Source organism: Streptomyces milbemycinicus (assembly GCF_002154605.1).
GTDB classification, from domain to species: domain Bacteria; phylum Actinomycetota; class Actinomycetes; order Streptomycetales; family Streptomycetaceae; genus Streptomyces; species Streptomyces milbemycinicus.
Genome location: NZ_MUNE01000053.1, coordinates 1 through 12,061, shown reverse-complemented (window position 1 = coordinate 12,061; position 12,061 = coordinate 1). Strand labels below are relative to the sequence as shown.

The 12,061-nt window shown below is 69.9% G+C and carries 12 protein-coding genes; 8 read left to right on the top strand and 4 right to left on the bottom strand.

Features of this window, described 5'->3' with window-relative positions; genetic code table 11:
• A partial coding sequence (locus CCN51_RS04995) for an alginate lyase family protein (RefSeq protein WP_086859304.1) occupies nt 1–2,468 on the bottom strand: 2,468 nt, incomplete at its 3' end.
• Nucleotides 2,465–3,988 carry a glycosyl hydrolase family 28 protein gene (locus CCN51_RS04990; protein ID WP_014181770.1) on the bottom strand — a complete coding sequence of 508 codons (1,524 nt, stop codon included), beginning with the start codon at nt 3,986–3,988 and terminating at the stop codon, nt 2,465–2,467. The genes CCN51_RS04995 and CCN51_RS04990, both read right to left, overlap by 4 nt.
• A 244-nt stretch (nt 3,989–4,232) precedes the next feature.
• On the opposite strand from CCN51_RS04990, the gene CCN51_RS04985 reads away from it, so the two are divergent.
• Nucleotides 4,233–5,168, top strand: coding sequence for a fumarylacetoacetate hydrolase family protein (locus CCN51_RS04985; protein ID WP_014181771.1), 936 nt, complete (start codon nt 4,233–4,235; stop codon nt 5,166–5,168).
• On the opposite strand, the gene CCN51_RS04980 is transcribed toward CCN51_RS04985, so the two are convergent.
• Nucleotides 5,119–6,255: a LacI family DNA-binding transcriptional regulator gene (locus CCN51_RS04980; protein ID WP_055414354.1), complete on the bottom strand. Its 1,137-nt coding sequence runs from the start codon at nt 6,253–6,255 to the stop codon at nt 5,119–5,121. The two genes, CCN51_RS04985 and CCN51_RS04980, sit on opposite strands and share 50 nt — an antisense overlap.
• 229 nt (nt 6,256–6,484) lie before the next feature.
• Between CCN51_RS04980 and CCN51_RS04975 the strand changes: the two genes are divergently transcribed.
• Nucleotides 6,485–7,267, top strand: coding sequence for a TIM barrel protein (locus CCN51_RS04975; RefSeq protein WP_014181773.1), 783 nt, complete (start codon nt 6,485–6,487; stop codon nt 7,265–7,267).
• A gap of 44 nt (nt 7,268–7,311) precedes the next feature.
• Nucleotides 7,312–8,337, top strand: coding sequence for a Gfo/Idh/MocA family oxidoreductase (locus tag CCN51_RS04970; protein ID WP_014181774.1), 1,026 nt, complete (start codon nt 7,312–7,314; stop codon nt 8,335–8,337).
• A 24-nt stretch (nt 8,338–8,361) separates the two neighbouring features.
• On the opposite strand, the gene CCN51_RS04965 is transcribed toward CCN51_RS04970, so the two are convergent.
• Entirely contained in the window at nt 8,362–9,159 is a 798-nt protein-coding gene (locus tag CCN51_RS04965; protein WP_014181775.1) for an SDR family NAD(P)-dependent oxidoreductase, read from the bottom strand.
• Nucleotides 9,160–9,520: 361 nt separating this feature from the next.
• Between CCN51_RS04965 and CCN51_RS04960 the strand changes: the two genes are divergently transcribed.
• The 5 genes from CCN51_RS04960 to CCN51_RS04940 form a co-directional block, all read left to right on the top strand.
• The gene (locus CCN51_RS04960) at nt 9,521–9,703 is read left to right on the top strand and encodes a hypothetical protein (RefSeq protein WP_014181776.1); all 183 of its coding nucleotides are present in this window, start codon (nt 9,521–9,523) and stop codon (nt 9,701–9,703) included.
• Nucleotides 9,700–10,272 carry a hypothetical protein gene (locus tag CCN51_RS04955; RefSeq protein ID WP_014181777.1) on the top strand — a complete coding sequence of 191 codons (573 nt, stop codon included), beginning with the start codon at nt 9,700–9,702 and terminating at the stop codon, nt 10,270–10,272. The genes CCN51_RS04960 and CCN51_RS04955 overlap by 4 nt, the downstream gene beginning before the upstream one ends.
• Complete coding sequence (locus CCN51_RS56315) at nt 10,269–10,694, top strand: hypothetical protein (protein ID WP_014181778.1); 426 nt, start codon at nt 10,269–10,271, stop codon at nt 10,692–10,694. The genes CCN51_RS04955 and CCN51_RS56315 overlap by 4 nt, the downstream gene beginning before the upstream one ends.
• Nucleotides 10,678–11,442, top strand: a complete 765-nt coding sequence (locus tag CCN51_RS04945) for a barstar family protein (RefSeq protein WP_078610772.1) — start codon at nt 10,678–10,680, stop codon at nt 11,440–11,442. The genes CCN51_RS56315 and CCN51_RS04945 overlap by 17 nt, the downstream gene beginning before the upstream one ends.
• Nucleotides 11,443–11,519: 77 nt before the next feature.
• On the top strand, nt 11,520–12,061 hold a 542-nt coding region (locus tag CCN51_RS04940; RefSeq protein ID WP_143675725.1), incomplete at its 3' end, for an MsnO8 family LLM class oxidoreductase.

Here is a 12,061-nt window from a genome sequence, read left to right as displayed (position 1 = left end):
GTGGGGGTGGGCATACGGGCCTCGGCGGGGGCCGAGCGCGGACCGTGTCCGGCGCTGTTGGTCTTCGCCACGGCGTAGTGGTACGCCGTGCCAGGGGCGCCGGTCGCGTCGGCGTACCGGATGCGGGTGCCGAAGCCGACCGGGCCGATGCCGGTGGCGACGGTCTCGTACGGACCGTCGGCGCGAGCGGCCCGCAGCACCGCGTAGCGGGCCGAGAGGTCGGGGTCGGTCCAGGCCAGCTCGACGGCGTCGGTGCCGGTGGTTGCCCGTAGGTCGGTGGCGGTGCGCGCGGGGCGCGGCATGGACCAGACCGGGCCGGTGGCGGAGGTGACGCTGACGTTGTCGAAGGCCCCGGTGCCGGTCTCGGCGTAGCTCTCGGCCACGCCCAGACACGAGGTGAGGACCAGCCCCGCGTACACCGTCCGACCCAACTCGACGTCGCTGGAGCCGACGTCGGTCCACCGGTCACCGTCCGGGGAGATAGCTCCGGTGCAGCGCCCGCCCTTCCGCCGTATCCGCACCCAGTACGGCGCCCGCAGCCGGTAGCCGTCGCCCGCGCCCTCGACATACGGGGCCTCCAGGGGCGTCGCCGACTCCGGCAAGGTGCCGAGATCGGAGATCGGGAAGGCCGCGGCCGTGGTGATCGTCTGCTGCTGGGACGGTGGCACGGGGGTGCTCCCGGTCGCCGAAGTGGCGGCCCCGGCCGAGGGGCGCACCGTCCACACACCGCTCCAGGTGTGCAGCGGCAGCCCCTGGATCAGCATCGAGGCGTGCGGGGCGGCCGCGTCGAGGGAGTCGCGCAGGGTGACTCCGATCTTCGAGTACTGCGAGCTGAGTGGCCATACGACGCGTGCGGTGACGGTGCCGTCGCCGGTCAGCGGGAGGTGTACGAGGCGGTGGGCCTCCGCGGTGCCGCTTGCCTCCAGGACGAAGCGCTCGCCGTCGAAGGTGGCGGAGCCGGGGATCGTCGCGTGCCCCACGTCCCGGGTCGCCCAGGGGCGGGGGAGCCCGGCGGTCGCCGCGGCCCAGCCCGAATCACCGCTGCCGCCCCGTGCGTTGGTGGCGCTGACCGTGTAGTAGTACGTCCGGCCCGCGCGCACATCCCGGTCCGCATATGACGGGGTGGCCACGCCGGACGCGATCCGCTCGTACGGCCCCGCGGGACGGGTGGCCCGCCGCACCGTGTACCCGGTCGCCCATGCGGACGGCAGCCAGGACACGGTGATCGCGTGGTCGTCGCCGGTGGCGGTGGTTCCGGCGGGGGCCGTGGGCGCTGCGGGCGAGCCTTGCGCTCCGGCGTAGGTGAGCGTGCCCCAGCTCGGCAGGTCGTCGTTACTGCCCTCCACCGCGCGGGCACCGCCCGCGCCCCGGAAGACGGCCCGCTTGGTGTTCGGGGCGTCGAGGCCGCGCACACCGGCGTAGTGCGCGTACACCATCTCGTAGATCGGGGGCAGGGCGCCGCGCACCTTCTCCGACACGGTGGTCTTGATGTACTTGCCCGTCCGGTCGAGATCGGGGGTGAAGGGGACGTCGTCGCCGAGGTTGTAGCGGGCGGTGTATTCGACGTTCGCGAGGATGCGGTGGTCGTCGAAACCCCACAGGTCGACGCCCTGGTTCCAGGCGACCTGGGCGGCGTCGCCGAGCAGGCCGACCGCGAGCTGTTCATGGGCCTGGTCGCGTCCGCTCTCCTGGCCCTGGCCCGCGTCCGTGACGATGCGGTGGCGGACGCTGCCGTTGCCCGCGCCGGCCGCGGCGAAGCGCAGGGCGTCCTCGAAGAGCGTGCGCTCCTCGCAGAAGACGCCGATGGCCAGGATGGTCTGGAGGGCCGTGAGGTCCCAGTTGCCGTTGGCGTAGAGCATGTAGCCCGATACGGCCGGGTACCAGACCCGCAGGAAGGACTCCTCGCAGCGGACGATGTCGGCCGGCGCCCAGCCGTCGTAGTCGCCATGGCGCAGCAGCTCGGCCGCGTTGAGGAACTTGAACGACTGAAGCCCGGCGCCGAGCGGGCCGTCGGCTCCGGTGACTGCGGTGAGCGAGGCCGACCAGGCGTTGAGGATGTCGCGGGCCTTGTCGGCGTGGGCGCGTTCGCCGGTCACACACCACATGAGGGCGTTCTGGTAGGCGGCGGCCGAGTCGGCGACGGCCTGGTTCATATAGTTCGAGGGGCCACGGCCCCAGGAGGTGATCTGACCGGTGTTCTGCACGGTGTACGACGCCGACGAGCGGGCGTGTGCGGCGAGCGCCAGATACCCGTCGTGGATCGGCGATTCCTCGGCGGCCACCGCGGCCTTCATCCGGGCGAGGTCGGCGGCGCTGTGCAGCAGCCCGGGGTGGGCGAAGGTCCGCGGCGCGGTGTTCTCCTGGGCCCGGGCCGAGCCGGGCGCGAGCAGGCCGCTCGCGCCCGAGGCGAGCAGCAGGGCGGCGGTGCCGCCGAGGAAACCCCGGCGGCTGGGTGCGGGGTTCGTCATGATGCGGCGGCCTCGGCGGTGGTGATGAACTTCAGGCTGGTCACATGCTCGTTGGCGTGCATCGGGATGTAGTCGGTTGCCAGGTACCAGCCCGGCTTCTTCATCGAGTCGGCGATGACTTTGCCGCCCACGACCAGGTTCTCGAAGGTGACGTTCTTGATGGCGTGTTCGGCGTCGTAACCGAGCAGCAGACAGGTGTTGGTGCGGGTGCCGGTGTAGCTGAGGTCTTTGATGTAGACGTCCTCGATGCCACGCCCGACCGAGGTGTTGTACTTCGTGTTGTACATGATCCGCATATGGATCAGCTGGCCCTCCCGGAAGTCCTCGACCCGGACACCGTCCACGCGCACGTTTCTGATGAGGTTGCTGTCCCCGGGGTTGAGCGCGATACAGCCCTGGTAGCCCATCTGGGGTTCGCGGTGGTCGCAGATGTCGAGGTTCTTGAAGGTGAGGTTCTCCAGCACCTCGGGGCTGTCGGTGTTGCCGTGGGTGCCCACGTTGATGGGGTGCGCGACGTCCGCCCACAGGGTGGAGTTCTTGACGGTGATGTGGCGGGTGTCGCCGTAGTAGTCCCAGCGGTGGGTGTAGATCGCCACGCAGTCGTCGGCGTTGCGCATGAAGACGCCGTCGATGGTGACATGGGAGCTGGAGAAGATGTCGATGCCGTCGCCCCAGCCCTTGGAGGAGAAGGAGCCCAAGCCGCGGATGGTGACGTCCTTCGACTCGCCGACGGTGACCGCGTAGCCGTCCGGGTTGAGCATGGTGACCTCGCCGATGGAGATGTCCGAGGAGCCCTCGACGGTGGCGCCCCCGCCGGGCGCCCCGTGGATCACCCCGCGCCCGATCAGCCGGGCGCCCCGGACGTCCTTGAACACCACCCGCGACCTGAGCACCGCGCCGCCGTGCAGATACACGGTCTTGCCCGAGGGCACGGTCACCGTGCCGCCGGGGGTGGTGTGCACACCGGGGCCGAAGTAGATGACGTCGGGGTCGTCCTCGGCGGGCCGGTGCTTCTCCAGGGGGCGGGCGAACAGGTGCAGACAGTCGAAGATGTCGTCGTTGACCTGGACGACGACATTGCGCGGCTCGTCGAGGGTGAACCGCAGGGTGTCGCCGAGGACATCGGGCCTGATGCCGTACGAGTCGGGGCGGACGCGCACCGCGGTCACGCCGCCCTTGATGTAGGTCACCTCGACCTCGACTTCGCCCGAGAAGTCGAAGTACGCGAGGGAGGATTTTTGCTGCTGGCCGGAGCCGGTGGCGGTGTTGACCAGGTTCAGGGTGGCCAGATAGGTGCCGAGTCTCTGCCAGGTGCCGCCGGGGTTGCGGACCTTGACGGCGAAGCTGTCCGTCTTGACCGGGGCTCCGTTCGGTATGTCGTAGGTGACCAGCGTGGGCGCGGGGTCGCCCGCCTGCTGCGCCCGGGCGGACCCGGCCGCCGCGGTGCCGGTGAGGCCGGCGGCGAGCGCCGTGGCGCCCGCCGCCTGGAGGGCGGTACGGCGGGACAGGGGGGTGTTCATGCCTGACTCCTGACTCCTTGCGAAGCGTGAAAACCTCATAGCAACCGGTTGCTGAGAGCAAGTGGCCAGAGCTTCTTCCTGTCGCGAAACGACGTCAAGAGTCCTGGCAGACTTTCGAAAAAACTGTGCCAAGCAGCCCGCAACCGGTTGTGTGGAGTGTTTGAGAGCACGCCTGCCGGGCACGATGCGACAGCCCCCGGCGGGGCAGGGCGGATCACCCCGTCAGGAACGGAGAGGACGACAAATGACGCGCATCGTGCGCTTCGCCGACGACACCGAGACCGTACGGACCGGAGTCGCCGACGACACCGGCGCGATCCGGACCTTCACCGGAGCGCCGCTGGTCGCCGAGCTGCTGCGGCTTTCCGCGGCAGAACTGCGGACCCTGGTCGAGGACACCGCCTCCGGCCCGGCGGCCGCCGACGAGCGGGAGGTTCTGCTGCTGCCGCCGCTGGACGGGCTGATGGAGCTGTGGGCCGCGGGGGTGACGTACGAGCGCTCGCGCGAGGCCAGGGTGGAGGAGAGCACCGAGCAGTCCGTCTACGAGCGGATCTACGACGCCGAGCGCCCTGAGCTGTTCTTCAAGTCGCAGCCCTGGCGCGTGGTGACCGACGGCGAGCCGATCGCCGTACGGGACGACTCCGAGCTGAACGTCCCCGAGCCCGAACTGGCCCTCGTCCTCAACCGGCACGGCGAGACCGTCGGCTATCTGGTCTCCGACGACGTCAGTTCACGCTCCATCGAGGGCGAGAATCCGCTCTACCTCCCCCAGGCGAAGATCTACGCCGGAAGCGCCGCGGTGTCCTCGGGCATCGTGCCCGCCTGGGAGGTCGAGACCCCCGACGCGCTGGGCATCAGCCTGGTGGTGTGGCGCGACGGCGAGGCGGCCTACCGGGGGACGACCTCCACCGCCGCGTTCCACCGCACCCCGAGGGGGCTGGTGGACCACCTGTGGCGCTCCCAGCCCTTCCCCGACGGCGCGGTGCTGTCCACCGGTACGGGCATCGTGCCCGCGCTCGACTTCACGCTGAGCGCCGGGGACGTGGTGGAGACAGCCATCGACGGGGTCGGCACGCTGCGCAACCCGGTACGGGCCGGCCAGGCCGAACTGGACTGGCTGGTGGAGGCGATCAGCCACCCGCTGACGCGCCGCGCGCACCGGAGCCGTGCGTCGGGGTGATCCCGCCGGGGCCGAGGTGTACGGGGGCGGCCGTGGTTCCCCGGACGACGAGGTGGGGGGCGACGACGGCTTCCCCACCGGGTACGTCCGCACCAGATGTGTCCCCGCCGGACGTCTCGGCGCCGGATGTGCCCGCCCCCTCCAGCCGTGCGATCGCCCGGCCGACGGCGAGTTCGGCCAGCCGGGGGATGTCCTGGCCGACGGTGGTGAGGTTGATGTGGGCCAGGCGGGCCAGGTGGCTGTCGTCGAAGCCGATGACGGAGATCTCGTCGGGGACGGACACCCGGGCGCGGAGGAGGATGTCGAGGACGCCGGTGGCGCAGCGGTCGTTGAAGGCCAGGACGGCCGTGGGCCGGGGAGTGGCGGCCAGGAGGGTACGGGCCGCGGCGGCGCCCTCCTCCTCGGTCAGGCCGCCGGGCAGGACGCGGGCGCGGTCGGCGAGGCCGTGGCGGTTCATGGCGGTGCGGTAGCCGCGGCGCCGGTCGGCGGCGCCCGGTGCCCTGCCGCCGTCGATGTGGGCGATGTCGCGGTGGCCGAGGGCCACCAGGTGGTCCACGGCCTGGCGGGCGCCCTCGTCGTCGGCGGTCCGTACGACCTCCACGCCAGGGACGGACCCGCGCAGCCGGCGGGCCACGGAGACGACCGGCAGCTGCCCGGCGAGCTCCGCCAGCCGCGCGGTGGGGGCCTGCGGGCCGAGCAGGATCAGGGCCTCGCAGCGGTCGGCCAGCAGGGTGTCGGTGGCGCGCTGCTCGCCGCGGCCGGCGGATACGGCGCTCAGCGCGATCTGGTACCCGGCCGGCTCGGCCACCGCGTAGATGCCCTCCAGCAGATCGGAGTGGAACGGGTGCTGGAGGCCGAACTGCACCCCGAGGAGATGGGACCGGTGGCTGCGCAGCAGCCGCGCCCGGGCGTCGGGCCGGTAGCCGATCTCCCGCGCGGCCTCGAGGACCCGCTCTCGGGTGGCAGCGCCGGCGCCTTTCGCGTCGCGCATCACGATGGAGACCAGCGCCGTCGACACGCCTGCCCGCGCCGCGACATCGGCGAGGGTGGGGCGTTTCCCCTGGGGGACGGCCGGCGTCGGTGGCACCACTGGTCTCCCTGGAGTCGAGGTTTCGTCGTCCGGCCGTCGATCGTAGCCGAGCGGGATACCACCGCGAATGCCGCAGCTCCCCGCCTTCTATAACGTTCTAGTCGGCCGTGCGGCCACCTCTTGACAGACCGCTGGGCAGGCTGGCGTACTGCTGCCCCGACTAGAACGTTCTAGTTGTTCTGGTCGAGAGTTCTCGTCGAATGGGTCGCAGAGAGGTCGAGCAGCGATGTACACATTGGCGGTCTGTGCCGAGATGGTCTTCCGGGATCTGCCCATCCAGGAGCGGGCCCGGCGCATCCACGACGCCGGCTTCCAGGTCGAGATCTGGGACTGGACCCGCCACGATCTGGCCGCCCTCGAGCGCAGCGGGGCGGTGTTCTCCTCGATGACCGGGTATGTGCGCGGCAGCCTCACGGACGAGGACGGGGCGGCCGAACTTCTGCGCACCGCCGAGGAGTCGGTCAAGGTGGCCCAACGGCTCGGCTGCCCCCGGCTGAATCTGCATGGCACCGGCCTGGACGGCGACGGCCTGCCGGTGGTGCCGGTGGCGGGGGAGGTCACCGGGGAGATGTGGATCGCCGCCCACCGCACCCTCACCCGCCTCGCCGGGCTGGGCGAGCGCACCGGGGTCACCTTCACCCTGGAAAACCTCAACACCGCCGTCGACCACCCCGGTGTGCCGTTCGCGAGGGCCGCCGACACCCTGGCCCTGGTCGCCGCCGTGGACCGGCCCGGTCTGCGGATGAACCTGGACCTCTACCACGCCCAGACCGGCGAGGGAAACCTGATCGAGCTGGTCCGTCGGGCCCATGGCCAGGGCCTGATCGGCGAGATCCAGGTGGCCGACGTACCCGGCCGCTGTGAGCCCGGCACCGGGGAGATCAACTACCCGGTCGTCGCACACACCCTCGCGGCCCTCGGCTACGAGGGCACGGTCGCCATGGAGGCATGGGCCTCCGGCGACAGCGACCTCGCCCTGGAGCGCTTCCGCTCCGCCTTCAGCCTCTGACCACACCGAGTATCACGCCCTCTACGGACCTACGGAGCACCCGCATGACCACGCGACACCCCCTCCCCGTCGGCCTCGTCGGCGCCGGACGGATGGGCTCCTTCCACGCCGAAACCCTCGCCCGCCGCCTTCCCGGCGTACGGCTCGCAGCCATCGCCGACCCGGCCCCGGGCGCCGCGCGGCGGCTCGGCGACCGGCTCGGCTGCCCCACGGCGTACACCGAGATCGGGGAGCTGTTCGCCGACCCCGGCATCGAGGCGGTGGTCATCGCCACCCCGGCCCGCACCCACGCCGACCTGGTCGAGGCCGCGGCCCGGCAGGGCAAGGCCGTCTACTGCGAGAAGCCAATGGCCATCAGCCTCGCCGAGGCGGACCGCGCCATCGAGGCCGCCGCCGACGCGGGCGTCCCTCTCCAGGTGGGCTTCAACCGCCGCTACGACACGGGTTTCCGCGCCGCCCACGACAAGATCGCCGCCGGCACCATCGGCACCCCGCAGCTGCTGCGCTCGCTCACCCGCGACCCCGAGCTGGCCGATCCGGCGCGCATCCCGCCGTGGACGATCTTCCTGGAGACCCTGATCCACGACTTCGACACCCTGCGCTTCCTCAACCCCGGCGCCGAGCCGGTCGAGGTCTTCGCCATGGCCGACGCCCTGACCCGCCCCGATTTCAAGGACCGCGGTCTGCTCGATACCGCCCTCGTCACCATCCGCTTCGACAACGGCGCGCTCGCCACCGCCGAGGCCAACTTCCAGGCCGTATACGGCTATGACGTCCGTGGCGAGGTCTTCGGCTCGGCCGGCATGCTCACCATGGGCGAGCTCCGCCGCAGCCATCTGACGGCCTACGGCCCGGACGGTATCGCCGCCGACTGTGTCGGCTACGACCAGGACCTCTTTCACGACGCCTACGTCGCCGAACTCGCCGACTTCACCGACCGCGTGCGCACGGCGGGCACCCCCTCCGTCACCGGCGAGGACGCCCGCGCCGCGCTGTCCATGGCCCTCGCCGCCATCCGGTCGATCACCACGGGCGGCCCGGTCCGTATCGACGAGCTCCAGGACCGTTGACGCCAAGCCTCCTCGGGGCGAGGGCTACGGGAGGATGGAGTCGACGTAGCCGCCGTCGACGCGCACGGCCCCGCCTGTGGTGGCCGATGCGAAGGGAGAGCTGAGGTAGACCGCCATATTGGCGATCTCCTCCGGCTCGATCAGCCTCTGGAGCAGCGACTGGGGCCGGTGCTTGGCCATGAACTCCCGCTGCGCCTCGTCCCAGGGCAGGCTGGAGTCCACCAGTTCGTATACGAACTCCTCGACGCCGCCGGTGTGCGTCGGCCCGGCGATCAGCGAGTTGACGGTCACGCCGGAACCCGCGGCCTCCTTGGCGAAGCCGCGGGTCACCGCGAGCAGAGCGGTCTTCGACATGCCGTAGTGGATCATCTCGGCGGGGATGACGACGGCGGAGTCGCTGGCGACGTTCATGATTCGGCCCCAGGACCGGCTCTTCATCGCGGGCAGATAGGCGCGGATCATCCGTACGGCGGCCAACACGTTCACCTCGAAATAGCGGCGCCATTCGTCGTCGCTGATCTCCAGTGCCGGAACGGCGCCGAAGATGCCCAGGTTGTTGATGAGGATGTCGACGTCCGGGACGGCGGCGGTGACCTGCTGGGCGCCGTCTTCGGTGGTGATGTCACCCGGGGCCGGGACAAAGGTGCCACCGCCGTCCGCCGCCCCCTCCAGTTTCGCGATGGCGGCCGCCACGGACTCCTCCCGGCGTCCGTTGACGGCCACACGGGCGCCCGCCCGCGCCAGTCCGGCGGCGATGGCGAAGCCGATGCCCTGGGTCGACCCGGTGACGAGGGCGGTTTTACCGGAGAGATCGATCAGCACGGTGCTCCTCCAAAGGGATGCGGTACGCGAACCAAGAGACGTTGCGTGTCGGGTGTCCATGCCGGTGCCGTGGAAACAGCGGCCCGGGGTGGTGTGCGGTCATGGGGCCACACCGGGTGACAAGCGATCACGGTAATTGCATGCGCGTTTAGTTGCAAGTGAGCTGTATCTGGTGGCCCCGGTGCTTCACAGATCACCCCTTATTGGTCTGCGTGGACGCGAGGGGCGGCACGTAAAGTGGACCGGATACGCGCTCCGCCGTGGACGCGGGCGGAGTGGGGTCATTGGGGCATGACGCGTTTGTGTGATCATGATTGTTGGCCTTTTGCCTGGTCGCGACGTATATGGAACGGGGGAAGAGATGTCGTTGCACGATCTGATCCGTGCCGAAACGGTGGCGATGATGTCTCGTTCGACGACCGTCGAGGACCTGGTCGACCTCCTGCCCGAGGGCGTACGCGCGCTGGTGGACCCGCTGGGCCCGCGGGCGTTCGTACTGGATACGGAGGCGGTCCGGGCCGCGGACGCGGGGGGTGTGGAGTGAGCGATCACGGTGAGGGGAAGTCGGGCTCCGGGGGCCCGAAGCCGGGTGATGGCTACAAGATTGAGATCGCTTCGGTGCGCAAGGTGCTGACGCCGCTGGAGGAGTCGGTGGTCGCCGCCCGCAAGATCAAGGGCGATTGGAAGAAGCTGTCCGAACACATCCAGAATTCAGCTGATTTCGACGTCTATGATTCGGCTGAGAAGATGTTGTCGGCCTGGGGCTACGGCATGGGGCGGGTCGCCGAGCACACGGATACGGTCGTCGAGACGCTTCGGCAGGTCATCGCCGCCTATGTGCTGGCGGACCTGTTGCGTATCAAGGATTTCGCGCCGACCGAGGACAACATCGCCAAGCTCCCGTTCGGTGAACAGGGCCTGAAGGCGTGGCAGGAGGGATCCAGGCCCAAGTTCGACCCGCCGCCGCGTATCTACCAGGAGCCCTGGCTGGACGACAGCGGGAGCGGTGGCAGCGGTGGGTCCGGCGGGACCTATGACCCGCCCGCGAATCCGCGCAAGTTGTACAACGGCGGCTGGGTCGTCGATGGCGGGTCGAAGGGGACGATCGCGTGACCCAGCGCGATGCGATGGAGGGTGGCTCGGCCGAGCGCATCCCGCCGGGTGCCGAACCGTCCGATGTCATCTATGGCAATCCGTCCGATGTCGATGATCTGGTGGTCAGGCTTCGGGCTTATGCGAGGGCGTTCAAGGACGGTCAGGGGCAGTTGGATGTCCTGTCGCTGATGGACTGGGGCGTCCGGCAGACGGACCCGGACACGGGAGACCCGAAGATATTCGAGGGACGGAAGAAGCATGAGGCCCCTTGGAAGGACTCCTTGGAATATCGCGTCCCCCACGCCAAGGACCCCGAGAACTCCCGGATCCTCATGAAGGAACTCCCTGACGGACGTAAGGTGATGGGGTGGACCACTGATCACTACAGAACCATTCACCCCTTCACGGCACCCCATTTCCCCGATGATGGTTGGAACTGACGTGGCCATGTACCGATTCGTCGAGGACGAGACGGAGCGGGAGATTCTGACCGCGACCGATGTCCGCGGCTTCTTCGTCGAGCCGTCGATCGGCGAGTCGGAGATCATCACCGCGGTCGGATCGTCACTGCGGCCGGAGCGGGTCCCCGTGCTCTTCGAGGACGTCGAAATGCAGGTGAGAGACGTCCGAGGGCGCGAGATCGGCGGCTACTACATCGGCAGGGTCGAGGTGACGGACCTCAGGGACAGCATGAGCGTCCCGGGCGGCACAGATCTGGCCCTGTCCTTCTTCGGATTCGGCTCCCCCTATCCGTATGCGGGGGAGATCTGGCAGACCTGGACACTGGGTCCTCCGGCCGAATCCGGAATGTGGAAGACCCTTCCCCCGGAAGCGCATGACAGCTGGCTTCACGTGGTCCAAATGGCCTGGTTCCGCACGGGCCACCAGGCCAAACGCTATGGGGATACGACCACGTGCGACATCGCGGGAGCGGACCTCGCCGATATCGCAAGCTTCTACTGCGAGCTGGGCGAGGCGGTCAACGGACCGGGCGGCTATTTCGGCTCCAATCTCAGCGCACTCGACGACTGCCTCATCAACAGCGGTGCCCGCCGGGAATCGCCTTTCCGGCTGGTGTGGCGCGACTTCGAGACGTCGCGGCGCGCCATCGGCGACGAAGATCTGGACGATGTGATCTCCGTGCTGCGTAAATACGGAATCGAGATCGAGTACCCGCCCTCCGGCTGATGCGCGGCTGCCGGCGTGGCCGGCGCCGGGCCTCGGCGCGGTGGGAATGCCGGGGCCCGCCAGACGTTGAACCCTGTGTGAGCTCTGTGATCGCCTCGACCCGATTCTCGATCCTCGACCGCTCGCGGATCCGGGAAGGATTCGGCGGTCCGCAGGCGCTGCGCGACACCGTGCGCCTGGCGCAGGAGGTGGAAGGGCTCGGCTACCACCGGATCTGGGTCGCTGAGCACCACGGCGTGCCCGGTGTCGCGGGCTCGGCGCCGACCGTGCTGGCCGCGGCGATCGCCGCCGCCACGCATACGATCCGGGTCGGCACCGGCGGGGTGATGCTGCCGAACCACCAACCGCTCGTGGTCGCCGAGCAGTTCGGCGTGCTGGAATCCCTCTTCCCCGGGCGGATCGACATGGGTCTGGGCCGTTCGGTCGGCTTCACCAATGGCGTGCGCAGGGCGCTGGGCCGGGACAGGGACGACGCCGACGACTTCGCGGGGCAGCTGGCCGAGCTCCTTGGCTGGTTCGAGGGCACCTCGCCGACCCGTGTCCATGCCCGCCCCGCCGAGGGGCTGCGCGTGCCGCCGTACGTCCTGGCCACCGGCGAGGGCGCGGCGATCGCCGCCGA